Genomic DNA, 24,219 nt, shown 5'->3' with positions numbered 1-24,219 from the left:
GCGGGTCCGGCCGGGAAGGGGCGGCGCGTTATTCGCTGATCAACGAGCCGGAGCCGGTGGCGGGCGCGGACGAGAACCTGGACGGCCGGGTCAGCCTCGAGGAGTGGCGCCGCGCGACCGCCAGGCGCTTCGCGACCCTCGACAAGCCGAAGGCCGGCCGGCTGACGCTGGCGGCGCTGCGCGGCGAGGCGCCGCCGAAGCGCTGAGCCCTATTCCGCCGCCACGTGCTGCACGTGCGGCACGTGCTGGGCCAGCCGGCCGCCGATGCGGATCGGCTCGATGCGGCGCGCCAGGCCGGTCAGGGGATTCGTCTCCACGAAGACGCCGCAGACCGTCGCCGGCCCTTCCGCCGGCCTGAAGCGGCCGCCGGAGATGCGGGTCGTGAACCGGCGCAGCGGCTCCTCCTTGTCGTTGCCGATGACGCTGTCGTAGTCCGCGCAGGCGCCGGCGTCGGTCTGGTAGGCCGTGCCCCCGGGAAGCACCTGGGCGTCGGCGGTCGGCACATGGCTGTGGGAGCCCGCCACCAGGCTGGCGCGACCGTCGCAGAAGTGGCCCATGGCCATCTTCTCCGAGGTGACCTCCGCGTGCATGTCGACGATCACCGCATCGGCCGCCGCGCCGAGCGGGCAGGCCTCCAGCTCGCGGTCGACGGCCGAGAACGGATCGTCCAGCGAGTCCATCTGAAGGCGGCCGAGCAGGTTGATCACCAGCACGTTGCGGCCGGCCTCGGTCTGGAACAGCTGGGCGCCGCGGCCGGGCGGCTGGGCGAGCGCGGGATAGTTCAGCGGCCGGATCAGGCGCGGCTCGCGCAGGATGTAGGTCAGCGCCTCCTTCTGGTCCCAGGCGTGGTTGCCGAGCGTCAGGCAGTCGGTCCCGGCGGCGAACAGCTCGCGGGCGGTGGCCTCGGTGATCCCGAAGCCGGCCGCGGCGTTCTCGGCGTTGGCCACGACGAACTCCAGGCCGAGCCGCCGCCTCAGCTCCGGCAGGTGCTCGGCGAGGCCCTCGCGGCCCGACCGGCCGACCACGTCCCCGAAGAAGGCGAAGCGCATCGCATCTCCTCTAGCACGCCGCGATATAGCCGGCCTCGGTCAGAATGGCGTCAAGCCGCTGATCGTGCGGCTCCGCGGGAATCGCCGCCAGCTCCTGGCCCGCGAACGCCAGGCCGAGGACGAAAACCGGCCCCGCGGCGCGAAGGTTCTGCAAGGTGCGGTCATAATGGCCGCCCCCCTGGCCGAGCCGGCCGCCCCGCCGGTCGAAGGCGAGCAGCGGCGCGATCACCAGCTGCGGCCGCACGGCCGGCGCAGCCTCGGTCGGCGACAGCACGCCGGCGGCGTCCGGCGCGAGGGGATCGCCGGGGCTCCACAGCCGGAACTCGAGCGCCGCCTCGCGCCGCGCGGCGACCGGCAGGGCGAGCGCCGCGCCCGCCTCGGCGAGCCGCTCGGCCAGCGGTCCCGGATCCATCTCCGAGCCCTGCGGATGATAGGCGCCCACGATCGCGAAGGCGGCCAGGCGCTCGAGCGGCGCAAGCGCCGCCGCCCGGCGCGGGGCGTCCGGCGCGGCCTCCGCGAGGCGGCGACGAAGCCCGCGCATCCGCAGCCGAAGGGCCGTCTTGTCGAGCGCCGGCGTCACGAGGGCTGAGCTTAAGGGATTGGTGGCGGCGCCGCGAGAACCGTGAAGGACTGTTGCATCCCCTCGACCTGGATACACCAGGTGGGCGCCGTGTGCCCGAGACCACGATCCCGGCCAGGGACAGCTCCCTCAGAGAGAATTAAGGTCGCTGGGATATGTCGCCTTCGACGCGAGCCGCAGCAGACCCGCCGAGGCTGCAAGGTAGTGAGCCGGCCGCGCCGGCTCAAGGCGCCGCGGCGATCAGGCCTTCGCGATCAGCAGCGCCAGCTGCACGAGCGCGAAGCTGAACGGGACGATCAGCGAGCCCCAGAGCCCCATGGAAAAAGCCGTGCGCCGGTAACGGTCGACGTCGGCGGGCCGCGCCCAACCTTCCAGCGCCGGGCCGAGCAGGTAGCAGACGTTCGCGGCGCCCATGACCACCAGATAGGCCGTGCCCAGAAAGAGGGTCACGCCGAGCCCGCCGCGCCAGCTCTTCCAGACCGGATGGCCGAAGCCGTAGTTGAGCGCGACCGCCAGGGCGTAGGCCGCCCAGCCGCCGGCGGCGAGCGTCAGGTTGTAGCGAAGCCGCCGCGCCTGCCACCACGTCCAGGCGTCGGAGGCGAAGAATCCGGGCTCGCGCGCCGCGTCGAGGGAAGCCATGGGCGTGCTCCATCGTCCGGCCCGAGGCTAGCACGATCAGGCGCGCGCGAAGAGCCTCGCCAGAAGGCTCGGGCGGCGCGGCGGCTGCAATTCCGTGAACTCAGGCTCCTCCGAGCCGTCGCCGCCGTCGACCCGATAGCCACAGAGCGCCACGCCGAGCTGCACGGGAACTTCGAAGATGAAGTCGACATTGGCCTCTTCGCCGCCTTCGGATTGCTGCACGGCGACCAATCGTTCGCGGATCTCGCTCAGGAGCTTGGGCGGAGCGCCGCCGAAGCTTAGATCGAAGATGCCCTTCTCAGGCTCGTGGATGACCCACCAAGTCTCGTCGCCGTCGTCGAAGCGTCGGAGGCTGCTGACCATCACGTGCTCCTCGACCTGGCCGGCGAGAACCACCCCGGACGCCGCCGAGACCTGCGACAGCCGCTTCGGCGTCGCGAATTCAACGTCGCGGGAGCGGATGACATACCAGCCGGTGGCGAGCTCGGCGCCCGCGAAAAGGGCCGAAAGATCGGCCTCGTCACCGGTTTCCAAAAAGCCCAGGGCCTCCAGGGCCGCGGTCCGGCTCGACGCCTTCACCGCCATCCAGGAATGCGACAATCCCATTTCTTGGTCCTCGTACGCGCGATCCACTTGCGGCTCCCAGCTACGGCGGAGCCAGTTCGGCGTCAAGAACAAAAGATGAACTCTATTCCCCCGCCAGCTTTTCGATCTTCGCCGCGGCCGACTCCAGGGCCGCGACGGCCCGGGTTTCGATGCGGGCGCGGTCGGTCTGAGCGTGACCGAGCTCGGTCTGGATGGCGGCGAGCCGCGCCCTGGCGTCGGCCAGCTCGTCGGCCAGCAGCAGGGCGCCCATCAGGAACAGCCGGGAGTCGCCGAGCTGGCCCATGTCCTGGGAGACGTCGCGGACCTGCCGGTCGAAGATGCGGGCAAGCTCCAGGAGGCGGGCCTCCTGGCCGTCCTCGCAGCCCACCGCATAGGGCCGGCCGTTCACCTCAACCGTCACCTGCGCCATCTCAGTGCTCCTGCGCGGGCGCGCCGCCGTTCAGCGCCGCGCGGATCTCGAGGATGGCGCGGCCGAGCGCCGCAGAGGCCTCGGCGCCGGCCTCCTCCAGCTCGCGTTCGCGGGCGCGGGCCTTGTCCAGGTCGTCGGCGAGCTTGGCGCGGTCCTGGTCGAACAGGCCGCCCGCCTCGGCCCCGGCCGTCTTCAGCCGCTCCGCCAGCCGCTGCTCCAGGAGGAACACCGCCCGCTCCAGCCGCCGCGCCGCGAGATCGAGCGCGCTTTCGCCGCTCATGCCGTTGCTCCTCCGGAAAGGGTCTGGCCTGCCCGATCTTAGACATGCGTCGCGGCTCTTGCGAAGGCCGCTTCCTTGACCGCTCCGCACGCGCGTGCGAGGCGGGCGGGACCGCCGCCATAGCCCTGAGTCCCGACCGCGATGCCTGCGCCTCTGAAGACCATGGCCGACGCCATCCGCATGCTCTCGCTCGATGCGGTGGAGCGCGCCGGCTGCGGCCATCCGGGGATGCCGATGGGCATGGCCGACGTGGCGAGCGTGCTCTGGACCAAGGTGCTGAAGTACGACGCGGCCCAGCCGGCCTGGCCCGACCGCGATCGTTTCGTGCTCTCCGCCGGCCACGGCTCGATGCTGCTCTACAGCCTGCTGCACCTGACGGGCTTCAAGGCCATGACGCTCGACCAGCTGAAGGCCTTCCGGCAGCTCGGCTCGGCGACGCCCGGACACCCCGAGTACGGCCATACGCCGGGCGTCGAGACCACCACCGGCCCGCTGGGCCAGGGGCTCGCCGCCGCGGTCGGCATGGCGATCGCCGAGCGGCATCTGGCGGCCCGCTTCGGCGCCGAGCTCGTCGACCACCGCACCTGGGTGCTGGCCGGCGACGGCTGCCTGATGGAGGGCGTGAGCCAGGAGGCGATCACGCTGGCCGGGCGGTTGCGGCTCTCCCGCCTCAGCGTGCTCTGGGACGACAACCGGATCACCATCGACGGCGCGATCGGCCTCTCCGACACCACCGACCAGGCCGCGCGCTTCAAGGCCGCCGGCTGGGCGGTGAGGGCGATCGACGGCCACGATGCCGGCCAGATCCGCCGGGCGCTCGCCTGGGCGCAGCGCCAGGACCGGCCGAGCCTGATCGCGTGCCGCACCACCATCGGCAAGGGCGCGCCGAGCTTCGAGGGCACCCATGACGTCCACGGCAAGGCGCTGGGCGCCGACGAGGTCGCCGCCACCCGCAAGAACCTCGGCTGGGATTACCCGCCGTTCGTCGTGCCGGACGAGATCTACCGCCCGTGGCGCGCGGCGGGACGCCGCGGCGGCAAGGCGCGCAGGGCCTGGGAGGCCAGACTCGCCGCCTCGCCGATGCGCGGCGAATTCGAGCGCGCCATGGCCGGCGAGCTGCCGGCGCGCGCCTTCGAGTCTCTCGACCGGTTCATCGCCGAGGCGGAGGCCAACCAGCCGGCCGCGGCCACGCGCCAGCATTCCGGGGCGGTGCTGGAGCGGATCTTCGGCGACATCCCCGAGCTGATCGGCGGCTCGGCGGACCTCACCGGGTCGAACAACACCTACGTGAAGAACACCAGGGTGCTGGACGCGCCGGACTATTCGGGCCGCTACATCAACTACGGGGTCCGCGAGCACGGGATGGCCGCGGCGATGAACGGCATGGCCGTGCACGGGGGCGTGATCCCGTACGGCGGCACCTTCCTGGTGTTCACCGACTACAGCCGCCCGGCGATACGGCTGGCGGCGCTGATGGGGGTGCGCGTGATCCACGTCGGCACCCACGATTCCATCGGCCTGGGCGAGGACGGGCCGACCCACCAGCCGGTCGAACACCTGGCCGCGCTCCGGGCCGTGCCGAACCTCAAGGTGTTCCGGCCCGCCGACGCGGTGGAGACGGCGGAGTGCTGGAAGCTGGCGCTCGATTCGGCGCGCGGCCCGGCCGTGCTCGCCCTGTCGCGCCAGAAGGTCCCGGCGGTCCGCACCCGCCCGATCGGCGAGAACCTGAGCGCGCGCGGCGCCTATCAGCTGGCCGGAGCCGGCCATCCCGCTCAGGTGACCCTCTTCGCCTCGGGCTCCGAGGTGGCGGTGGCGCTGGGCGCGCGCGACCTGCTGGAGGCCGAGGGGATCGGCGCGCGGGTGGTCTCCACCCCCTGCTGGGAGATCTTCGAGGACCAGCCGGCCGACTACCAGGCGGCGCTGATCGGGGAGACCCCGGTGCGCGTCGCCGTAGAGGCCGGCGTGCGCATGGGCTGGGACCGTTTCATCGGCGCGGACGGGGCGTTCGTCGGCATGCAGGGCTTCGGCGCGAGCGCCCCCGACAAGGTCCTCTACAAGCACTTCGGGATCACGCCCGAGGCCGTCGCCGCCGCCGCCAAGGCGAGGCTCTGAGGCCGATGCGCCTCGGCACGCCGCTCAGCCCCACCGCCGTCAAGGTGATGCTGCTGGGAGCGGGCGAGCTCGGCAAGGAAGTGGCGATCGAGCTGCAGCGGCTGGGCTGCGAGGTCATCGCCGTCGACCGCTACGCCGATGCGCCCGCCATGCAGGTCGCCCACCGCAGCCACGTGATCGCCATGACCGACCCGCAGGCGCTGAGGGCGGTGATCGAAGCCGAGCGGCCGCATCTGGTGGTCCCCGAGATCGAGGCCATCGCCACCGACGAGCTGGTCGCGATCGAAGCCGAGGGACTGGCCGTAGTCATCCCGACGGCGCGCGCCGCACAGCTGACCATGAACCGGGAGGGCATCCGCCGGCTCGCGGCGGAGGAGCTGAAGCTGCCGACCAGCCCCTACGCCTTCGCCTCGTCGGAGGCCGAGCTGGCCAGAGCGGCTCGCGAGGCCACCGGCTTCCCCTGCTTCGTGAAGCCGGTGATGAGCTCCTCGGGCAAGGGCCAGTCGTATGTCGAGCGCCCTGAAGAGATCGCCAAGGCCTGGCGCTATGCGCTGGAGGGCGGGCGCGTGGAGCAGCCGCGGGTGATCGTCGAGGGGCGCGTGGACTTCGACTTCGAGATCACCCAGCTCACCGTGCGCCACCTGATCGGCGCCGAGACCGCGACCAGCTTCTGCGCGCCGATCGGCCACCGGCAGGTGAAGGGCGACTATGTCGAGAGCTGGCAGCCGCAGCCGATGAGCGCGGCGGCGCTCGCCCGTTCGCGCGAGATCGCCAAGGCGGTGACCGATGCGCTGGGCGGCCGCGGGATCTTCGGCGTCGAGCTGTTCGTCAGGGCCGACGAGGTGTGGTTCTCCGAGGTCTCGCCGCGGCCGCACGACACCGGCCTGGTCACCCTGGTGAGCCAATACCAGAGCGAGTTCTGCCTGCATGCCCGCGCGATCCTCGGCCTGCCGGTGGACGTCGCGCTGCGCGAACCCGGCGCGAGCGCAGTGATCTACGGCGGCCTGGAAGCCCGGGGAATCGCCTTCGAAGGGGTCGCCGAGGCGCTTTCCGTGCCCGGCGCGGACCTGCGCCTGTTCGGCAAGCCGGAGAGCTACCTGCGCCGCCGGATGGGCGTGGCGCTCGCCCGCGGCGCCGACAGCGACGAGGCGCGCCGCCGCGCCCGCGGGGCCGCCGGCCGGGTACGGCCTGTCGAAGCCTAGCCATGCGCGTCGATCTGGCCCCGGTTCCGTTGGCCGAGAAGGCCGCGCTGCGGGCGATGTTCGATCCCTACCTCATCGCCCATGCCGACCTGGTCGATCCCGAGCGGCGGCACGGCGATCCGCTGCAGCAGCCCTACTTCGATCTCTACTGGAACGAGCCGGGCCGCGAGCCGCTGTGGATCCTGGCGGACGGCGCGCGCGCCGGCTTCGTGCTCCTCAACGTGCACTCCCCCTCGGGCCTGGGCGTCGACCGCTCGCTCGCCGAGTTCTGCGTGCTGCCCGAGCGGCGGCGCGAGGGCGTGGGGCGGGCCGCCGCGCTCGCCGCCCTGGCGCGGACGGCAGGGACCTGGGAGCTGCAGGTCTACCGCGCCAACGTCGCGGCCATGGCCTTCTGGCCGAAGGTGATCGCCGCGGCGCGTCCCAGGGCCTGGGACGAGATCGCCCTCGCCGAGCGCGTGGTCCACCGGTTCGTGCTGGCGGCCAGGGAACGTTGAACCCGGAAGCTGCGCAGCAGGCGCGGGCGAGGGCGTCACGATCGCTTGGCGCCATTGGGCTCCTCAAGGGTTGACTCGCCGAACGCGCGCTTCAACAAGGCCGCCCACCGCAGCGCCTGAGCGCGTCAGGAAGGGAGTGGATATCGATGACCGTTCGCGTCGCCATCAATGGGTTCGGCCGGATCGGCCGGCTGGTGCTCCGCTCGGTCGTCGAGCACGGCCGGCGCGACATCGAGGTCGTGGCGATCAACGACCTGGGCCCGGTGGAGACCAACGCCCACCTGCTGCGCTACGATTCCGTGCACGGCCGCTTCCCCGCCGAGGTGAAGGTCGCAGGCGACACCATGGACGTCGGTTTCGGGCCGATCAAGGTGACCGCCGTCCGCGATCCGGCGGAGCTGCCGCACAAGGCGCTGGGCGTCGACGTCGCCCTGGAATGCACCGGCCTCTTCACCACCAAGGAGAAGGCGGCCGCCCACCTGAGGGCGGGCGCCAAGCGGGTGATCGTCTCGGCCCCCGCCGACGGGGTCGACAAGACCGTCGTCTATGGCGTGAACCACGACACCCTGACCGGCGAGGACATCGTCATCTCCAACGGCTCGTGCACCACAAACTGCCTGGCCCCGGTGGCCAAGGTGATCCAGGAGCTCTGCGGCCTGGAGCGGGGCTACATGACGACGATCCACTCCTACACCGGCGACCAGCCGACGCTCGACACCCTGCACAAGGACCTCTACCGCGCCCGCGCCGCAGCGATGTCGATGATCCCGACCTCCACCGGCGCGGCCAAGGCGCTGGGCCTGGTGATCCCGGAGCTGCAGGGCCGGCTGGACGGGTCCTCGATCCGGGTGCCGACCCCCAACGTGTCCGTGGTCGACCTGAAGTTCGTGCCCGGCCGCAAGGTGAGCGTCGAGGAGATCAACCAGGCCATGGAAAAAGCCGCCGCGTCGAACCCGCTGAAGGGCATCCTGGCCACCACCAAGGAGCCGCTGGTCAGCCACGACTTCAACCACAACCCGGCGTCCTCGACGGTCGCCCTGCCGCAGACCCAGGTGGTCGACGGCGGCCTGGGCCGGGTGCTCGCCTGGTACGACAACGAGTGGGGCTTCTCGACCCGGATGGCCGACGTCGCGGTCCACATGGGCGGCCTGATCTGACCCGAAGGCGATGAGCTTCCGAACGCTCGATCAGGCCCATCTCGCCGGCCAGCGCGCGCTGGTGAGGGTGGATTTCAACGTGCCGATGGAGGCCGGCCGCGTCGCCGACGACACGCGGCTGCGTGCGGCGGTCCCTACGATCGAGCGGCTGCGCCGGGCCGGCGCGAAGGTGATCCTGCTGGCCCACTTCGACCGGCCAAAGGGCAAGCGCGTCCCGGAGATGAGCCTGCGGCCGGTGGTCGAGCCGCTGGCGAAGCTGATCGGCGGGCCCGTCGCCTTCGCCGAGGACAGCGTGGGCGAGCCGGCCCGCGCCGCGGTCGCGGCGATGAAGCCGGGCGACGTGCTGCTGCTCGAGAACCTGCGCTTCCATCCGGGCGAGGAGGCGAACGAGCCGGCGTTCGGCAGGGCCCTGGCGGCGAACGGCGACCTCTACGTCAACGACGCCTTCTCCGCCGCGCACCGGGCGCACGCCTCGACGGAAGGTCTGGCGCGCCTGCTTCCCGCCTATGCCGGCGAGCAGATGCGCCGAGAGCTGGAGGCGCTGGAGTTGGCGCTCGGGCGGCCGCAGCGGCCGGTGATGGGCATCGTCGGCGGCGCCAAGGTCTCCACCAAGCTCGACCTGCTGGAGAACCTGGTCGGCAAGCTGCAGGTCCTGGCGATCGGCGGCGGCATGGCCAACACCTTCCGCTTCGCGCAGGGCTACGACGTCGGCGCGTCGCTCTGCGAGACGGAGATGGCGGAGACCGCCCGGGAGATCCTGGAGAACGCCAAGACGGTCGGCTGCCACATGATCCTGCCGACCGACGTCGTGGTGGCCAAGGTGCTGGAGCCCAACGCAGCGACCCGCATCGCCCGCTTCGGCGGCGAGGCCAAGATCCAGCCGGACGACAAGATCTTCGACGTCGGGCCGAACACGCTCGCCCAGATCGTCGACGCGATCGCCGAAGCCAGGACCCTGATCTGGAACGGTCCGCTGGGCGTCTTCGAGGTGCAACCCTTTGATCGGGCGACCGTTCAAGCTGCGCAGGAAGCGGCGAAACGGGCCAAGGCCGGCAAGCTGGTGGCGGTCGCCGGAGGCGGTGATACGGTGGCGGCTTTGAACGCGGCGGGCGTCACGGACGACTTCACCTTCGTCTCCACCGCCGGCGGCGCGTTCTTGGAGTGGATGGAGGGCAAGACGCTGCCCGGGGTGGCGGCGCTGGCCGGATAGCTTGGGGACTTGAGGCACGATGAATCTCGCGGCTCTGAACGAAATCGCCGAGAAGATGGTCACGCCGGGCAAGGGCATCCTGGCGGCGGACGAATCCACCGGCACGATCCAGAAGCGGTTCGATGCGATCGGCGTCGAGAACACCGAGCAGAACCGGCGCGACTATCGCGAGCTGATCTTCCGCGCCGCCGAGCCGATGCGGAACTACATCTCGGGCGTGATCCTGTTCGAGGAGACGCTCTACCAGGACGCCGCCGACGGCACGCCGCTCGTCAAGCTGATCGCCGAGGCCGGCGCGGCGCCTGGCATCAAGGTCGACAAGGGCGCAAAGCCGCTGCCCGGGTTCCCCGGCGAGACCATCACCGAGGGGCTCGACGGCCTGCCGCAGCGGCTGGAGAAGGACTATGCGCGCGGCGCGCGGTTCGCGAAGTGGCGCGCGGTGATCGACATCGCCGACGGCCTGCCGACCTGGGGGGCGATCAAGGCCAACGCTCATGCGCTGGCCCGCTATGCCGCGATCTGCCAGGCGGCGCAGATCGTGCCGATCGTCGAGCCGGAAGTGATGATGGACGGCGCGCACGACATCGAACGCTGCGACGAAGTCACCCGGCTGGTGCTGATGACCGTCTTCCGGGAGCTGTTCGAGCAGCGCGTGGCGCTGGAAGGCATTGTGCTGAAGCCGAACATGGTGGTCTGCGGGAAGGACTGCGGCAAGCCGGCCTCGGTCGACGAGGTCGCCCACCGCACGATCGCGGCGCTGAAAGCCACGGTCCCGGCCGCGGTGCCCGGCATCGCCTACCTGTCGGGCGGCCAGTCGGACGAGGAGGCGACCGCCCATCTCGACGCCATGAACAAGATCGGCGGATTCCCGTGGAAGATGACCTTCTCGTTCGGGCGCGCCCTGCAGGCCGCGCCGCAGAAGGCCTGGTCGGGCGAGCGCCAGAACGTGCCGGCCGCCCAGCGCGCCTTCGCCCACCGCGCGCGGATGAACAGCCTGGCGAGCATCGGCCAGTGGGAAGGCGCGCTGGAGGCGGCCGCCTAGGAACTTCGCCATAGGCCCGCCGATTGGTTGGCCATGGGCAAGCACGGCGTCGTCATCGGCCTGGCGTTGGTCGGCTTTGCGGCGTTCGCCGGATTCGCCGGCTGGGCGACATTCGAGGGCTCCAAGATCGGCGGCGGCTGGCGTAGCCTCGGGCCGATCTGGCCCTATGTGGCGGGCGGCGCGGCCGTGGTCGGCCTGCTCGCCGGGTTCCTCATGTGGCTCGCCTTCTACTCGGCGAACCACGGCTACGACGACCGCTTCGGTCCTGAAGACCGGCCCTGAAGACGTGGCGGACGATCGCCCCTATTGCGCCGCCTCCAGCGCCGCCATCACCCGATGGCCGCTCTGGTCCGTTTTTCGCACAACGACGTCACGATCAAGCTGCGCCTTGGCGCTAGTGGATCGTGGGCTTGGCCTCGTTCTTCCGCCAGAGCTCCTCGGTCAGCACATTGGCGAAGCCGATCCAGCCGACGTAGGGGGCGACCATGCCGGCGGCCGGGGCGTCCACCTTCTTCGCCCGCCAGACGTAGGCGCTCGCCGTGCCCAGGGCGGCGGTCGCGGTGGCGAGCTGGCCGCCCAGCCGGCGCGGGCCCAGCGCCATCCAGAGCGCGTTCAGCCCCTGGACGACGCTCCAGAGCGTCAGCGCCTGGGTGCGCTGCGCGCTCCGGGGCGCGTTCCAGATCCGAAGGCCGGACAAGGTCAGGGCCATGAACAGCGGCGGCCAGATCAGCGAGAACGCCGCCCGCGTCGGCTTGGTCTTCGGCGGCTCCGGCGGCTGGTAGTCGGAATAGATCTCCGGATGGTCTTCGGCGGGCGCGTTGGCGCGGGCGATCAGCGCCGAGATTCCGACCGCGGCGGCGGTGAGTCCGAGCCCGAACAGCACGTGCCGCATGGAGCGGCCGCGGCTGTCGGCGAGGCTGTCCGCGGCCCCGCGGATCGTACGGGCGGCTTGCATCGCGGGCTCCCAGCGACCCCTCCGGCTCGCTTGCGAAAACCGCGGGCCGATGTCTTTGTTCCGGTGAAGCTTCGAACGGCTCGTTGCGCGACAGTCTGACGCGAGCCCGAGCGCCGCGATGGCGCGTTGAAGCCTGAGAAACGCCGCGCACGCCTTGTGCGCGGATCGAGGGCGAAATGGATTTCGACGCGCTCGTGCTGTCGCGCCTGCAGTTCGCCTTCACGCTTGCGTTCCACATCATCTTCCCGGCCTTCACCATCGGCCTGGCGAGTTTCCTGATGGTGCTGGAAGGGCTGTGGCTCGCCACCAAGAACGCGGCGTTCCGCAACCTCTACCTCTTCTGGATCAAGATCTTCGCCCTCTCCTTCGGCATGGGCGTCGTCTCCGGCGTGGTGATGTCCTACCAGTTCGGCACCAACTGGAGCGTGTTCTCGAACGTCGCCGCCCCGGTGATCGGACCGCTGCTCGCCTTCGAGGTGCTGACCGCCTTCTTCCTCGAGGCGAGCTTCCTGGGCGTCATGCTGTTCGGCTGGCGTAAGGTGGGACCCGGCCTGCATTTCGCGGCGACCCTGCTGGTGGCGCTGGGCACGCTCACCTCGGCGTTCTGGATCATCTCCGCCAACAGCTGGATGCAACATCCCACCGGCTATGTGCGGCTGCCGAGCGGGGCGCTTCGGGCCACCGACTGGATGGCGGTGATCTTCTCGCCCACCTTCCCCTACCGCTTCGTCCACATGGTGCTGGCGGCCTACCTCTCCACGGCCCTGGTGGTCGGTGCGGCCTCGGCCTGGCGGCTGCTGCGCGATCCGGAGGAAGAGGAGTCCTGCCTGGCGTTGAAGATGGCGATCGGCATGTTCGCCATCGTGGCCCCGCTGCAGCTGGTGGTCGGCGATCTCTCCGGCAAGCAGCTGCTGAGCGTCCAGCCGGCCAAGCTCGCGGCCATCGAGGCGTTCTGGGAAAGCCGCTCCGAGCAGCCGTTCCACATCGCGGCCTGGCCCGACCGCGCGCAGGAGACCAACCACCTCTCGATCGAGGCGCCCGAGCTCGGCAGCTGGATCGCCGCGGGGAACGCGCACGCCTTCATCCGCGGCCTGAAGGCCTTCCCGCGCGAGGACCGGCCGCCGGTGTTCATCGTCTTCTGGGCGTTCCGCATCATGGTCGGCCTTGGGCTGCTGATGATCGGGCTCGGCTTCTGGGGCGCCTACCTCGCCTCGCGCGGCGCGCCCGAGCGCCACCGCCTGTTCCTGCGGGCCTGCGTGCTGATGGGCCCGGCCGGCTTCGTCTCGGTGATCGCCGGCTGGGTGGTGGCCGAGGTGGGGCGCCAGCCGTACACCATCTATGGAGTGCTGCGCACGGCGCAGTCCGTCTCGCCGGTGAGCGCCGGCCAGGTCTCGATCTCGCTCCTCGCCTTCATGGTGACCTACGCGATCATCTTCTGCGTGGGCGGGCTCTATATCCTGCGGCTGATCGCCGAGGGCGCCCACCCCACCGCCGCCGCCGACACCGAGCCGCTGCGCCACGGACGGCCGCCCGGCTATGCGCTCGCCGCCGCGCCGGATGAGCCGGAGCCGGTCCCGTGAGCCTCGACCTGCCGCTGATCTGGGCCGGCGTCATGGCCGTGGCGGTCCTGATGTATGTGATGCTGGACGGCTTCGACCTCGGGATCGGCATCCTGTTCCCGTTCGCCGCCAGCCCCGTCGAGCGCGACGTGATGATGGACACCGTCGCGCCGGTCTGGGACGGCAACGAGACCTGGCTGGTGCTGGGCGGCGGCGGCCTGTTCGCGGCGTTCCCGCTCGCCTATGCGATCGTGATGCCGGCGCTCTACGCGCCGATCATGCTGATGCTGTTGGCGCTGATCTTCCGCGGCGTCTCGTTCGAGTTCCGCCTGCGCGGGCGCAGGACCGGCAAGCGGTTCTGGACGGCCGCGTTCGCCGGCGGATCGATCGCCGCGACCCTGGCGCAGGGGTTCGTGCTCGGCGGCTTCGTCCAGGGCGTGCGGGTGGCGGGCGGCAGGTTCGCGGGCGGCCCATTCGATTGGCTCTCGGGCTACAGCCTGCTGGTCGCCGCGGGGCTCGTGGCCGGCTACGCCCTGCTCGGCGCCTGCTGGCTGGTCTGGCGCACGGAGGGCGAGCTGCACGAAAAGGCCCGCCGATGGACTGCGATCTCGGCCGCGGCGGTCGCGGTACTGCTCGCGGCGGTGAGCGCCGCGACCCTGGTGGTCCATCCGGAGATCACCGCACGCTGGGGCCTTTCGGCCGGCCGCGTCGATTGGGGCCAGCTCACGCCGCGGCTGCCGATTCCGCTGCTGGGCGGCGCAGGCCTTGCGGTGATCGCCATCGCGCTGCGCCGGCGGGCGCACTTCTGGCCGTTCTTCGGCGCGATCCTGGTGTTCGGCTCCGGCTACCTGGGCCTGGCGGTCGGCTTCTTCCCCTACATCGTGCCCTACGCCGTGACCTTCCGCGAGGCGGCCAACGCCGACAACGCCCTGGGCCTGCTGCTCGCCGGCGGCGTGATCCTGCTGCCGGCGATCATCGGCTACAGCCTGTGGGTCTACTACACGTTCCGCGGCAAGGTGGGGCCCGATGCGCAGTTTTATCATTGAACCCCCGCCGGAGCCCGGCGCGCCGGCCGGGCCGCTTTGGATCCGGCTCGCCTGGTTCGCGGCCCTCGCGCTCGGCAGCGCCGCCGCCACCGCAGCGCTCGCCTACCTCTTGAAGGCGCTGCTCAGATGATGGTCTAGGCGGACATGGCGCCGCCGCTCTGCCGTCTCTACCTGATCACCCCGGTCCGGCTGGACGACCTGGCCGGCTTCGGGCGCGTGCTCAGCCATGCGCTCGACGCCGGCGACGTGGCCGCCCTGCAGATCCGGCTGAAGGGCGCGCCCGACGAAGTCGTCGCGGCCGCCGTCGATGCGCTGGCGCCGATCGCACAGTCTCGCGGCGTGGCGGTGATCCTCAACGACCGCCCGGACCTCGCCGTCCGGCTGGGCTGCGACGGCGTCCACATCGGCCAGGACGACGCGCCCTACGCCGAAGCCCGGCGGCTGGTCGGCAAGGACCGCATCGTCGGCGTCACCTGCCATGACAGCCGCCACCTGGCCATGGAGGCCGCGGAGGCCGGGGCGGACTACGTGGCGTTCGGCGCCTTCTTCCCGACCGCCACCAAGGCGGCCAAGACCCGGGCCGATCCGGAGATCCTCACCATCTGGCAGGAGAGCATGCAGACGCCGTGCGTGGCGATCGGCGGGATCCAGGTGGCGAACGCCGCCGGCCTGGCGGCGGCCGGCGCCGACTTCCTGGCGGTCTCGGCCGGGGTGTGGTCGTACGGCGACGGGCCCGCGGCGGCAGTGAAGGCGCTGAACGCCGAGATCGCAAGAGGCCTCGCCGAAAGGGCCTAATTCGGTCCGCGCGGGAACTCCGACGCGCCGGGAAGCGCCTGCACCCAGGGCGCCTTGTAGTCGGCCCAGATCAGCCGCTGCGGCGGCGGGAACGCCGGATCGGCGAACGTCCCCCAGGCGATGCAGGTCCGGCCCGGCCGGCCGTGCGGCTCCCACCAGACTGTCGAGCCGCATTCCGGACAGAAGCGGAAGGTGAGGTCGTCGCCGCTCTCCGCCGTGCGGCGGAACTGGCGGGCCTCGCCCGCGTGGCCCACGACCTGCTCGTCCAGGAAGAAGGCGGTGACGCCGAACGGGCTGCCGGTGCGCCGCTGGCACTGCTGGCAGGCGCAGCTCGAGACGTAATCCGGCTCGCCCCGCACGCGGATCCTGAGCTGCCCGCACGCGCAGCCCGCTTCGCGCACCCGATCCTCCGCCATCCTGGCCTCCATCGCCGCGCTTCAGAGGTGGGCGCGCCCGCCTTGCTTTGCCAGACCTGCGCCAATAGGGTCCGCGCCCCATGACCACCCAGTCGGCCCTGCTGAAGGTGATGAGCGACGCCGCGCGCAAGGCGGCGCGGGGGCTGAACCGCGACTTCGGCGAGCTTTCCGAACTGGTGGTGGCCAAGAAGGCGCCGGCCGACTTCGTCTCCGCCGCCGACCTCAAGTCCGAGCAGGTGCTGTTCGAGGCGCTCTCCAAGGCGCGGCCCGGCTACGGCTTCCTGGCCGAGGAGCGCGGCCTGATCGAGGGCACCGACAAGACCCACACCTGGATCGTCGATCCGCTCGACGGCACCACGAACTTCCTGCACGCCATTCCGCACTTCGCGATCAACATCGCCCTGCAGCGCGAGGGCGCCGTGGTGGCCGCGGTGACCTACAATCCCGCGACCAACGAGATGTTCTGGGCGGAGAAGGGCAAGGGGGCGTTCGTCAACGACCGCCGTCTGCGCGTCGCCCAGCGCACCCGGCTGCAGGAGGCGGTGATCGCCACCGGCATCCCGTTCCTCGGCCACGGCCAGCACGCCCGCTTCCTCAAGGAGCTGCACCAGGTGAGCCAGAAGGTGGCGGGCGTGCGCCGCTTCGGCTCCGCGGCGCTCGACCTGGCCTGGGTCGCGGCCGGCCGCTACGACGGCTACTGGGAGCGCGACCTGTCGTCGTGGGATGTTGCGGCCGGCACGCTGCTGGTCGCCGAGGCCGGCGGCAAGACCACGGACGCCGACGGCGGCGCCGACGTGATCGGCGCGGGCTCGGTCTGCGCCGGCAACCTCGACATCCACCCGCTGCTGCTGGGCCGCCTCGGGGCCGCGAAATAGCCCCGGCCACGGCGCAGGACCGCCGCCCGGCAAGACGACTTAGGCGGCCTCGCCGAACTGCAGGGCGGCCAGCCGCGCATAGAGGCCGCCGCGCGCCACCAGCTCGTGATGGCGCCCCTCCTCCACGACGCGACCCTCCTCCATCACCACGATGCGGTCGGCCTTCAGCACGGTGGCCAGGCGGTGGGCGATGACTAGGGTGGTGCGGCCCTGCATGGCCTCGTCGAGCGCCCGCTGCACGAGGCGCTCGTTCTCGGCATCGAGGGCGCTGGTGGCCTCGTCGAGCAGCAGGATCGGGGCTTGGCGAACCAGGGCGCGGGCGATCGCCAGCCGCTGCTTCTGGCCGCCGGAGAGCGCTCGGGCGCGTTCGCCCACCGCCGTCTCGAGCCCCTCCGGCAGGGACGCCAGGAACCCCTCGGCCTGGGCGGCCCGCACGGCGGCGCGGATCTCCTCCGGGCTCGCCGCCTCGCGGCCGAAGCGGACGTTCTCGGCCGCCGAGCCGGAGAACAGCGGCGAATCCTGCGCCACCAGAGCCATGCGCGCGCGCACCTCGGCCGGATCGGCGTCGCGGACATCGACGCCATCGACCAACACCCGGCCGGCCTGCGGGTCATAGAACCGCAGGAGCAGGCGCAGCACCGTGCTCTTGCCCGCCCCCGAGGGCCCGACCAGCGCCACCCGCTCGCCCGGGCTCACCTGCAGGCTGAATTCCCGAAGCGCCGGAAGGTCGGGCCGGCCCGGGTAGGCGAAGGTCACGTCCTGCAGGGCGAACGCGCCGCGCGGCGGCTTGGGCAGCGGCCTGGGGTTGGCGGGCGCGGCGACGCCGGGGCGCGCGTCCAGCAGTTCGCCGATCCGCTCCATGGCGCCGGCCGCCTTCTGCACGTCGCCCCAGGTCTCGCCGAGCTGGCCCACCGAGCTCGCGGCGAGCACCGCCAGAAAGGCGAACTGGAAGAGCACGCCCCAGCCCATGGCGTGCGCCAGCGCCTGGTGCACGGCCAGCCAGAAGATCACCACGACGCCGCCGAAGATCAGGGCGATCACCAGGGCGGTCATCACCGAACGTGCCGACATGCGGCGAAGCGAGGTGCGGAAGGCCGCCTCCACGGCCTCGCCAAAGCCCTCGGCGGCGCGGCCCTCGCGACCGAACGCCTGCACGGTCTCCAGCGCGTCCAGGGTCTCGCCAGCGTAGCCGACAGCGTCGGCGAACTGGTCCTGGGCGGAGGTGGTGAGCGCCCTGACCCGCCGGCCGAACAGGAACAGCGGCACGATCACCACCGGGATCAGGAGCAGCACGAGGCCGGTCAGCCTGAGGCTCACCGCCAGCATGAGGGCGAGCGCGCCCACGAACATCACGAGGTTGCGCAGCGCCACCGAGATGGAGGTCGAAACCAGCGTCTCCACGATCTGGATATCGGTGGTGAGCCTGGACAGCACCTCGCCGGTGCGGGTGTGCAGGAAGAACGCGGGATCGAGCGTCAGGATGTGGCGATAGAGCAGCTTGCGCAGGTCGGCCACCACGCGCTCGCCGAGCTTGGTGACGAAGAAGTACCGCCCGGCGGTGGCCAGCGCGAGGGTGAGCGCGATGGCGCCCAGCAGCACGAACCAGCGGTCGATCCCGGCCGGCGAGGCTCTGGGCCCGGTGAGGTGGTCGACCAGCAGCCGCACGCCGCCGGTGATGCCGAGCGTGGCGCTGGAGGAGACGAGCAGGAAGAGACCCGCCAGCAGGGCGTCGAGCCGGTGGTGGGCGATGAACGGCGCCAGCCTGCGGAGCGCGGCGACGTTGCGGCTGCGCGGCCGGCGCGCGGCCGCCTCGCTCAGGTCCTGGACAAGCGCTTGGCCGCTGCTCGGCCTCCCCGGCGCCGCGGCTGCGGCCGACGGTTCACTCATAACCCACTCACACCTTGCATTTCCGCCGGGGTTTCAGCTATAGGCGCTGGCTCTTTCGGGCCGCCGCCCCCGGCGGCTCTTGCCATTTGGCCGCACCTTTACGTCAGGCGTCCGCGCGATGAAACAAGATGCTCACCCCGACTACCACTTCATCACCGTGGTGATGACCGACGGCACGAGCTATCGCACGCGCTCGACCTACGGCAAGGAAGGCGCGACCCTGCAGCTGGACATCGACCCGCGCACGCATCCGGCCTGGACCGGCGGCGCCCAGCACCTGATCGACCGCGGCGGCCGCGTGTCGCGCTTCAACGCCAAGTTCGGCGCCTTCACCCGCAAGTGAGCCGCCGGGTCCCGTCGCGATAAGAAAAGCCGCGGAGGTCGCCCCCCGCGGCTTTTCCGTTCCCCAGCCCCCCAGCCGGATCGAAACCCCTAACCCCCGAACGCCTGCTTCAGCCGGTCGAGCTGCGAGAGCACCGGATGCGGCTCCTCCTCGGCCGGCGCCTCGACGTACATGCGGCGGTCCAGGTGACGGACGCGCTCGTAGAGCCGCTCGGCGCGGCCGGTCAGCACGATGAGCTCGCGCGGCAGGTCCCCCTCGCCCGGCGCTTCCGCCACAGCGACGTCGGAGAGGCGATAGCGCTCCTCGCACGCGGCTTCGGCCGCCATGTCGCCTTCGCGAACCGCGCGCTGCACCAGGAGCCACGAAGCCACCTGCATCAGCCGCGTGGTCAGCCGCATGCTCTCCGAGGCGTAGGCGAGCGCCGCGTTGCGCGACAGGAGCTTGGACGCCTGGCGGCCGGCGCCGTCGAGATAGCCGGCAGTCTCCTCCACCAGCTCCATGCCTTCCAGGAAGGTGCGCTCGAAGAGCTCCGAGCGGGCGAAGTCCTGGATGACCTCGGCGCGAAGGCGTGCGGCGTTTGCGTCGAACATCTGGGCGTGAGCCCCCTCTAGCCTTCCCGCCGCCGCACGGCGCCGCCTGATCGACGGGACCGCGTGCAACCGCCGTGCCAACTCCGGCCGATCAGCCGGACCTCGCGCCGAACAGGGCGTCAGCCGCGGCCCGGCCTGCGCGCTTGCGCTCGAGCTGCGCCTCCACCCGTGCGATCTCCGAACGCAGGATCTCCAGCCTCTCCTGCAGCTCGGCCACCCCGAACAGCTCCAGGTCCTCGCGGACCGCTTCCGTCAGTCGCTGCCCGCGGACCACACGAACTTCCGCCGGTTCTTCCATTCGCGAGCCTCCTTTGCCGGCCCCCGTTTGGGCGCTATCCAAGCGCGCACGCGAGCCTTTCGCAAGACCGGGGGAGCCACACCCATGAGCCAATCGACCATGACCGCGATCGGCGTGGAGGGCGGCAAGGGCCCCGCCGAAGCGCTCCGCCCGCGCGAGATCCCGCGCCCCGAGGCGAAGCCGGGGCAGGTGCTGATCGCCGTGAAGGCGGCCGGGATCAACCGTCCCGACATCCTGCAGCGGCTGGGCGGCTATCCGCCGCCGCCCGGCGCGCCGGACACCATCGGCCTGGAGGTCGCGGGCGAGGTCGTCGAGCCGGCCGGGCGGTGGAAGGCGGGCGATGCGGTCTGCGCCCTCCTGGGCGGCGGCGGTTATGCGGAGTTCGCCGCCTGCGACGCGCGGCACGCGCTGCCGATCCCCAAGGGCCTCGATCTCGTCCAGGCTGCGGCCCTGCCCGAGACCGTGTTCACCGTCTACGCCAACGTCTTCGAGCACGGCGCGCTGAAGCCCGGCGAGACCTTCCTGGTGCACGGCGCGACCTCCGGCATCGGCACCATCGCGATCCAGATGGCCAAGGCGGCCGGGGCGCGCGTGATCGCCACCGCCCGCGGCGCCGAGAAGGCGGCCGAGGCCCGGCGGCTGGGCGCGGACATCGCGATCGACGCCAAGGCGGAAGACTTCGCCGAGGTCGTCAAGCGCGAGGGCGGCGTCGACGTGGTCCTCGACATGGTGGCGGGCGACTACTTCCCGAAGGAGCTCGATGCGCTGAAGACCGGCGGCCGGATCGTGTTCATCGCCGCGCTGGGCGGCGGCGAGATCAGCTTCCCGGTGTTCCGCCTGATGCAGAAGCGCGCGGTGGTGACCGGCTCGACGCTCAGGCCGCGCGACCCTGACGAGAAGGCCCGGCTGGCGCGCGAAGTCGAGCGCGTGGTCTGGCCCTGGATCGAGGCCGGCAAGGTCAAGCCGCTGGTCGAGCGCACCTTCCCGCTCGCCGAGGCCGGCAAGGCCCACGCCCTCATGGAGAGCGGCGACTTCGTCGGCAAGATCGTGCTCACGGTGGATTGATCACTACAATTCGAGGGCCTGCACGCCGCCGGCCCGCAGCGCCGCGAGCCGGGCGAAGGCGATGGTGAGCGCCTTGCGGCGAGACCCGGCCAGGGGGGCCATCGGGGGCTCCCGCAGGACCGCGCCGCCGAACCCGTCGGCGACGATCAGGCCGGGCTCCTCGGGCAGCACCTCGCGCGGGAACTCCGGCGCCACCGCGAAGGCGAAAGCGTCGCAGTAGGGCAGGTACTCGCCCCACTTCTGGTCGGTGCGGAAGTCCTCGAGCGACGACTTCACCTCGACGATGAAGAACTCGCCCTTGCGCCCGAGCGCCATCAGGTCGGCCCGGCGGCCGTTGGGCAACGTCACCTCGGCCAGCGGCGCATACCCCAGCGCCGTCAGCAGCCGCGCCACGCCGCGGGTGACCGCGGCGGTGGTCTCCGGCCGCGAGACCGAGACGACGGTGACCGAGACGTCCATGGGGAAAGTCTGTTCCGGCTCCGTTCGCAAATCAAGCGCGACGCGCTCGCCGCGGTCGGAGCCGCGTCCGTCGGCGGAGCCCTAGCTGCGCGGCGGCAGCGGGAACTCCAGCCGGCCCACGTCGAAGCCGAGCTGCTTGATGCGCGCCAGCGCCTGCGCGCGGATCGGCGCGGGCAGGGTTGGCTTCTGCGACATCAGCCACAGGTAATGGCCATCGTCGGTGGCGAGGATCAGCCAGCCCTGGTCGGGACGGTGGTCCAGCACCCGGTACTCCTTCGAGATCAGGCCGCCGAAGAAGCTCATCTTGAACACCGCGTTGGTCACCGGGTCGGCGACGCGGGCCCGGGCCCTCCACTGCGAGACCGGCCCGTCGGGAGCGCCCTTGTGGCAGGCCTGGACCACAGCGAATCCGTCGGTCGAGCGCGTCCAGTCGGAGGTTCCGGCCTCACAGCCGCGCTGCAGCTGATTGGGCGTGCGGGCCACCTCGTACCAGCGGCCGGTCATCTGGGCGAGTTCGATCCGGCGCGCCGCCGCGGCGGGGGCGGCGAGCGCGGGCGAGACGACCGAGCAGGCGGCGAACGCGGCGGCGGAGACGAGGATCGGCTTCAGCATGACGCCCAGATAGAGACGGAACCGCGATCTGCAAACCGTCCGGCGAGTCCGGGCGGCGGGTCATTTGGACGCAAGATAGGCGGCCAAGCTTAACCCCAGATGACAGCTCCGTTCAGAAGCGTTGCGCTCCTATGTCATCCCGGAGGTAGGGCCCGGCGCCCCGCCGCCTGCAAGGCGCAGGCGTCGAGGGTCCCGGTCTTCGCTCCGGCGAAACCGGGATGACAGCTGGCGCTCTATTCCGCGGCGATGGTCACCGGGCGGGCGCGGTCCTTGAAGTTGATCTCCTGCAGGTAGCGGATGCCCTCTTCGGCGATGTCGTCGCCGGGCATTCGCGAGCCCTCGCCCGCCAGTTCGTCCATGTCGACGTACATGGCGTAGAAGCCGCGGGTCCGCGCGGTGATCAGTCCGGCGTTGAGCAGCGTCTTGATCAGCACCCGGAAGACATTGGTCTCGCCCTTGAACTTGCGGGTCGGGTCGCGCTCCTTGCGGCGCTGGACGATGTCGGCGATCACCCGCTCGGGATCTAGGCCGAACTGGCTGTAGATCTCGGCCTGCTGACGCGGGTCGCCGCGATCGAACAGCAGGTTCTGGGCGCAGTGGGCGGTCCAGTCCTCCACGAGGTCGCGCTCGGCCTGGCTGAGCTGCGGCACGGTTCGGTCGGCCCAGATCTTCCCGAACTTGTGGTGGAAGGCCTCGTCGGTCATCACCAGCTGGAACAGCTTCCGAGCCAGCGGATCGCGATTGTATTTGAAGCCGTTGGAGAAGGCGCCCATGGCGAGCCCCTCCACCAGCATCTGCATGCCGACGATCTTCTTATAGACCTCGGGCGCTTCGATGATCTCGATGAGCAGCGCCTTCAGCGCCGCCCCGCACTCCACCGGACGGCCCCAGCGGGCCTTGATGTAGCGGGCGAAGGCGGTGACGTGGCGCGCTTCCTCGCGGGTCTGGTTCGCCGCATATTCCTGCGCGCCCTGGTCGTAGAGCACGTGGCAGAGGCTGGCCGAAAGGTTGAGCGCGCCCTGCTCGCCGTGCAGGATCGAGGAGAAGCTGCGCAGCTGCATGTAGTTGATGAAGCGCACCCGCTCCTTCGGGTCCTTCAGCGTCTCGTCGATGTAGGGCAGGCGGAACAGCGGCATCTGGTCTTCGGGCACCAGCGGCTCGTTCTCCATGTCCCAGGGCTCGGAGAAGTCGATGTACTTGGGATCCAGCGGATCCCAGAAGTGGTCGTGGGTGGCCGAGATGATCTTGTCGAAGGCCGTCGAGCGCTGCCCGTAGCGGTCCAGCGTCAGCATCGACTCGAAGTCGTCGGGGGCGACCGCCCCGTACATCGCGTCCTTGGTGATGTTGCCGTCGGCCATCGGAGATCCTCCGCCGGAATTGGCCCGCGAACCGGCGGGCCCGATGCGAAAATAATGACCGATGTTCGCGCGCGCCCGGCCTCACGTCAAAGAAAATGGCGCGGGCGTCAGGTTCGGCGGCCGCATGGCGCGCGCGCACGCTCGGGCGCTATCGCGCGATCGGGCGGCGAAGCCCGGCCTCTACTTCGGCGCCGGGCTGATCTTCGCGGCCGCCGCCTACCTGACCAACTCGCTCTACGCGGCCCTGGTGGTCCACGGCATGGGCTTCGCCGATCCGTGGTTCGGCCCGTCGCTGGCGGCGATCGCGATCGTCGCGCCGCTGGCGGCCTGAATCCAAACGCCCGCCGGAGCGATCCGGCGGGCGTCCTCGCTGGCCCGAACTCGAGAGCTATTCGGCCGCGATCAGCACCTGCCGGGCGCGGTCCTTGAAGTTGATCGCCTGCAGATACTGGATGCCCTGCTCGGCGATCTCGTCGCCGACCATCTTGTCGCCCTCGCCCTTGAGCTCGTCGATGTCGACGTAGGTGGCGTAGAAGGCCTTGGTGCGCTCGGTGATGATGCCGGCGTTGACCAGCGTCTTGACCAGCACCCGGAAGATGTTGGTCGCCTCCTTCATGTTCTCGCGGCGGGTCTCGTCGGAGACCAGCTCGGCCATCTCGGCCACCACGCGCTGCGGATCGAGGCCGAACTCGGCGTAGAGGCTCATGTTCTGGTTCGGCGCGACCAGGTTGAAGAGCAGCGTCTGGAAGCAGTGCGCCGCCCAGTTCTCGATGATTTCGTGCTCGGCCGACGTCAGGTGCGGGATCGTGCGGTCGGCCCAGATCTTCCCGAACTTGTGGTGGAAGGCCTCGTCGGTCATCACCAGCTGGGTGAGCTTGCGGGCCAGCGGGTCGTTGGTTTCCTTGAAGATGGTCGCGAAGGCGCCCATCGCCAGACCTTCCACCAGCATCTGCATGCCGATGATCTTCTTGTAGACCTCCGGCGCATGGATGATCTCCACCAGGAGGTCCTTCAGCACCGGGCCGCATTCCACCGGCCGGCCCCAGCGGGCCTTGATGTAGCGGGCGAAGGCGGTGACGTGGCGGGCCTCCTCGCGGGTCTGGTTGGCCGCGTATTCCTGCGCGCCCTGGTCCTTCAGCACATGGCAGAGGCTGGCCGAGAGGTTCAGCGCGCCCTGCTCG

The 24,219-nt window shown here is 71.0% G+C and carries 30 protein-coding genes, 1 other RNA gene and 1 pseudogene; 16 read left to right on the top strand and 16 right to left on the bottom strand.

Annotated elements, in window-relative coordinates:
• Window positions 1-206 (top strand): annotated as a pseudogene (locus Q0W60_RS13980) (hypothetical protein); the annotation flags it as partial.
• Between the two features lie 3 nt (window positions 207-209).
• On the opposite strand, the gene Q0W60_RS13975 reads toward Q0W60_RS13980, so the two are convergent.
• The 7 genes from Q0W60_RS13975 to Q0W60_RS13945 form a co-directional block, all read right to left on the bottom strand.
• A complete protein-coding gene (locus Q0W60_RS13975) occupies window positions 210-1,049 on the bottom strand; it encodes a TIGR00282 family metallophosphoesterase (RefSeq protein WP_297696618.1) in 840 nt (279 codons plus the stop codon).
• Window positions 1,050-1,059: 10 nt separating this feature from the next.
• Complete coding sequence (locus tag Q0W60_RS13970) at window positions 1,060-1,629, bottom strand: 5-formyltetrahydrofolate cyclo-ligase (RefSeq protein ID WP_297696616.1); 570 nt, start codon at window positions 1,627-1,629, stop codon at window positions 1,060-1,062.
• Between the two features lie 25 nt (window positions 1,630-1,654).
• A non-coding RNA gene (gene ssrS, locus Q0W60_RS13965) (6S RNA) lies at window positions 1,655-1,815 on the bottom strand.
• 54 nt (window positions 1,816-1,869) lie between these two features.
• Complete coding sequence (locus Q0W60_RS13960) at window positions 1,870-2,268, bottom strand: hypothetical protein (RefSeq protein ID WP_297696614.1); 399 nt, start codon at window positions 2,266-2,268, stop codon at window positions 1,870-1,872.
• 36 nt (window positions 2,269-2,304) lie between these two features.
• A complete protein-coding gene (locus Q0W60_RS13955) occupies window positions 2,305-2,874 on the bottom strand; it encodes a hypothetical protein (RefSeq protein ID WP_297696612.1) in 570 nt (189 codons plus the stop codon).
• Window positions 2,875-2,956: 82 nt separating this feature from the next.
• Complete coding sequence (zapA, locus tag Q0W60_RS13950) at window positions 2,957-3,283, bottom strand: cell division protein ZapA (protein ID WP_297696610.1); 327 nt, start codon at window positions 3,281-3,283, stop codon at window positions 2,957-2,959.
• A 1-nt stretch (window position 3,284) separates the two neighbouring features.
• Window positions 3,285-3,563: a DUF4164 family protein gene (locus Q0W60_RS13945; RefSeq protein ID WP_297696608.1), complete on the bottom strand. Its 279-nt coding sequence runs from the start codon at window positions 3,561-3,563 to the stop codon at window positions 3,285-3,287.
• 141 nt (window positions 3,564-3,704) lie between these two features.
• Here Q0W60_RS13945 and tkt point away from each other — a divergent pair, with 141 nt between their 5' ends.
• From tkt to Q0W60_RS13910, 7 genes are all read left to right on the top strand, one after another.
• Window positions 3,705-5,675 carry a transketolase gene (gene tkt / locus Q0W60_RS13940; protein WP_297696606.1) on the top strand — a complete coding sequence of 657 codons (1,971 nt, stop codon included), beginning with the start codon at window positions 3,705-3,707 and terminating at the stop codon, window positions 5,673-5,675.
• Window positions 5,672-6,877, top strand: coding sequence for a formate-dependent phosphoribosylglycinamide formyltransferase (purT, locus tag Q0W60_RS13935; protein WP_366075724.1), 1,206 nt, complete (start codon window positions 5,672-5,674; stop codon window positions 6,875-6,877). The genes tkt and purT overlap by 4 nt, the downstream gene beginning before the upstream one ends.
• A 2-nt stretch (window positions 6,878-6,879) precedes the next feature.
• Window positions 6,880-7,371, top strand: coding sequence for a GNAT family N-acetyltransferase (locus tag Q0W60_RS13930; RefSeq protein WP_297696602.1), 492 nt, complete (start codon window positions 6,880-6,882; stop codon window positions 7,369-7,371).
• Window positions 7,372-7,517: 146 nt separating this feature from the next.
• Entirely contained in the window at window positions 7,518-8,528 is a 1,011-nt protein-coding gene (gene gap, locus Q0W60_RS13925) for a type I glyceraldehyde-3-phosphate dehydrogenase (protein WP_297696600.1), read from the top strand.
• 10 nt (window positions 8,529-8,538) lie between these two features.
• Window positions 8,539-9,738, top strand: coding sequence for a phosphoglycerate kinase (locus Q0W60_RS13920; protein ID WP_297696598.1), 1,200 nt, complete (start codon window positions 8,539-8,541; stop codon window positions 9,736-9,738).
• A 19-nt stretch (window positions 9,739-9,757) separates the two neighbouring features.
• A complete protein-coding gene (locus Q0W60_RS13915; RefSeq protein WP_297696596.1) occupies window positions 9,758-10,780 on the top strand; it encodes a class I fructose-bisphosphate aldolase in 1,023 nt (340 codons plus the stop codon).
• A gap of 33 nt (window positions 10,781-10,813) precedes the next feature.
• The gene (locus tag Q0W60_RS13910; protein WP_297696594.1) at window positions 10,814-11,062 is read left to right on the top strand and encodes a hypothetical protein; all 249 of its coding nucleotides are present in this window, start codon (window positions 10,814-10,816) and stop codon (window positions 11,060-11,062) included.
• 112 nt (window positions 11,063-11,174) lie between these two features.
• Here the strand turns inward: Q0W60_RS13910 and Q0W60_RS13905 are convergent, their stop codons facing one another.
• Window positions 11,175-11,735, bottom strand: a complete 561-nt coding sequence (locus tag Q0W60_RS13905; protein WP_297696593.1) for a TspO/MBR family protein — start codon at window positions 11,733-11,735, stop codon at window positions 11,175-11,177.
• A 176-nt stretch (window positions 11,736-11,911) separates the two neighbouring features.
• Here Q0W60_RS13905 and Q0W60_RS13900 point away from each other — a divergent pair, with 176 nt between their 5' ends.
• From Q0W60_RS13900 to thiE, 4 genes are read left to right on the top strand one after another with little or no spacing between them, the layout of a single operon-like run.
• Complete coding sequence (locus tag Q0W60_RS13900; protein ID WP_297696591.1) at window positions 11,912-13,315, top strand: cytochrome ubiquinol oxidase subunit I; 1,404 nt, start codon at window positions 11,912-11,914, stop codon at window positions 13,313-13,315.
• Window positions 13,312-14,340, top strand: coding sequence for a cytochrome d ubiquinol oxidase subunit II (gene cydB / locus Q0W60_RS13895; RefSeq protein WP_297696589.1), 1,029 nt, complete (start codon window positions 13,312-13,314; stop codon window positions 14,338-14,340). Before Q0W60_RS13900 ends, cydB begins: the two co-directional genes overlap by 4 nt.
• Window positions 14,321-14,470 carry a hypothetical protein gene (locus tag Q0W60_RS13890; RefSeq protein WP_297696588.1) on the top strand — a complete coding sequence of 50 codons (150 nt, stop codon included), beginning with the start codon at window positions 14,321-14,323 and terminating at the stop codon, window positions 14,468-14,470. Before cydB ends, Q0W60_RS13890 begins: the two co-directional genes overlap by 20 nt.
• A gap of 14 nt (window positions 14,471-14,484) precedes the next feature.
• Window positions 14,485-15,135, top strand: a complete 651-nt coding sequence (gene thiE / locus Q0W60_RS13885; RefSeq protein WP_297696586.1) for a thiamine phosphate synthase — start codon at window positions 14,485-14,487, stop codon at window positions 15,133-15,135.
• Here thiE and Q0W60_RS13880 read toward each other — a convergent pair.
• Window positions 15,132-15,551, bottom strand: coding sequence for a GFA family protein (locus Q0W60_RS13880; RefSeq protein ID WP_297696584.1), 420 nt, complete (start codon window positions 15,549-15,551; stop codon window positions 15,132-15,134). The genes thiE and Q0W60_RS13880 overlap by 4 nt on opposite strands.
• Window positions 15,552-15,631: 80 nt before the next feature.
• Between Q0W60_RS13880 and Q0W60_RS13875 the strand changes: the two genes are divergently transcribed.
• A complete protein-coding gene (locus Q0W60_RS13875; RefSeq protein ID WP_297696582.1) occupies window positions 15,632-16,426 on the top strand; it encodes an inositol monophosphatase family protein in 795 nt (264 codons plus the stop codon).
• Between the two features lie 39 nt (window positions 16,427-16,465).
• Here Q0W60_RS13875 and Q0W60_RS13870 read toward each other — a convergent pair whose 3' ends face one another.
• The gene (locus Q0W60_RS13870) at window positions 16,466-18,313 is read right to left on the bottom strand and encodes an ABC transporter transmembrane domain-containing protein (protein WP_297696581.1); all 1,848 of its coding nucleotides are present in this window, start codon (window positions 18,311-18,313) and stop codon (window positions 16,466-16,468) included.
• Window positions 18,314-18,431: 118 nt separating this feature from the next.
• Here Q0W60_RS13870 and rpmE point away from each other — a divergent pair, with 118 nt between their 5' ends.
• Window positions 18,432-18,656 (top strand): 50S ribosomal protein L31, encoded by a 225-nt coding sequence (gene rpmE, locus Q0W60_RS13865; protein ID WP_297696579.1) that lies wholly within the window; start codon window positions 18,432-18,434, stop codon window positions 18,654-18,656.
• Window positions 18,657-18,745: 89 nt separating this feature from the next.
• On the opposite strand, the gene Q0W60_RS13860 is transcribed toward rpmE, so the two are convergent.
• Window positions 18,746-19,246 carry a DUF1465 family protein gene (locus Q0W60_RS13860; protein ID WP_297696577.1) on the bottom strand — a complete coding sequence of 167 codons (501 nt, stop codon included), beginning with the start codon at window positions 19,244-19,246 and terminating at the stop codon, window positions 18,746-18,748.
• A 91-nt stretch (window positions 19,247-19,337) separates the two neighbouring features.
• Window positions 19,338-19,544: a DUF1192 domain-containing protein gene (locus Q0W60_RS13855; RefSeq protein ID WP_297696575.1), complete on the bottom strand. Its 207-nt coding sequence runs from the start codon at window positions 19,542-19,544 to the stop codon at window positions 19,338-19,340.
• An 84-nt stretch (window positions 19,545-19,628) separates the two neighbouring features.
• Here Q0W60_RS13855 and Q0W60_RS13850 point away from each other — a divergent pair, with 84 nt between their 5' ends.
• On the top strand, window positions 19,629-20,609 hold the full coding sequence (locus Q0W60_RS13850; RefSeq protein WP_297696573.1) for an NAD(P)H-quinone oxidoreductase: 981 nt from the start codon (window positions 19,629-19,631) through the stop codon (window positions 20,607-20,609).
• Between the two features lie 3 nt (window positions 20,610-20,612).
• Here the strand turns inward: Q0W60_RS13850 and mmcB are convergent, their stop codons facing one another.
• The 3 genes from mmcB to Q0W60_RS13835 form a co-directional block, all read right to left on the bottom strand.
• The gene (gene mmcB / locus Q0W60_RS13845) at window positions 20,613-21,068 is read right to left on the bottom strand and encodes a DNA repair putative endonuclease MmcB (RefSeq protein WP_297696571.1); all 456 of its coding nucleotides are present in this window, start codon (window positions 21,066-21,068) and stop codon (window positions 20,613-20,615) included.
• A gap of 81 nt (window positions 21,069-21,149) precedes the next feature.
• Complete coding sequence (locus Q0W60_RS13840; protein WP_297696569.1) at window positions 21,150-21,680, bottom strand: lipocalin family protein; 531 nt, start codon at window positions 21,678-21,680, stop codon at window positions 21,150-21,152.
• Between the two features lie 233 nt (window positions 21,681-21,913).
• Window positions 21,914-23,038, bottom strand: coding sequence for a ferritin-like domain-containing protein (locus Q0W60_RS13835; RefSeq protein ID WP_297696568.1), 1,125 nt, complete (start codon window positions 23,036-23,038; stop codon window positions 21,914-21,916).
• A gap of 124 nt (window positions 23,039-23,162) precedes the next feature.
• Between Q0W60_RS13835 and Q0W60_RS13830 the strand changes: the two genes are divergently transcribed.
• Window positions 23,163-23,369 carry a hypothetical protein gene (locus tag Q0W60_RS13830; protein WP_297696566.1) on the top strand — a complete coding sequence of 69 codons (207 nt, stop codon included), beginning with the start codon at window positions 23,163-23,165 and terminating at the stop codon, window positions 23,367-23,369.
• Between the two features lie 57 nt (window positions 23,370-23,426).
• On the opposite strand, the gene Q0W60_RS13825 is transcribed toward Q0W60_RS13830, so the two are convergent.
• The coding region (locus Q0W60_RS13825; RefSeq protein ID WP_297696563.1) for a ferritin-like domain-containing protein at window positions 23,427-24,219 on the bottom strand (793 nt) is incomplete at its 5' end.

Source organism: Phenylobacterium sp. (assembly GCF_025934275.1).
Taxonomy (GTDB): domain Bacteria; phylum Pseudomonadota; class Alphaproteobacteria; order Caulobacterales; family Caulobacteraceae; genus Phenylobacterium.
This window is presented reverse-complemented; position numbering and strand designations above follow the sequence as displayed.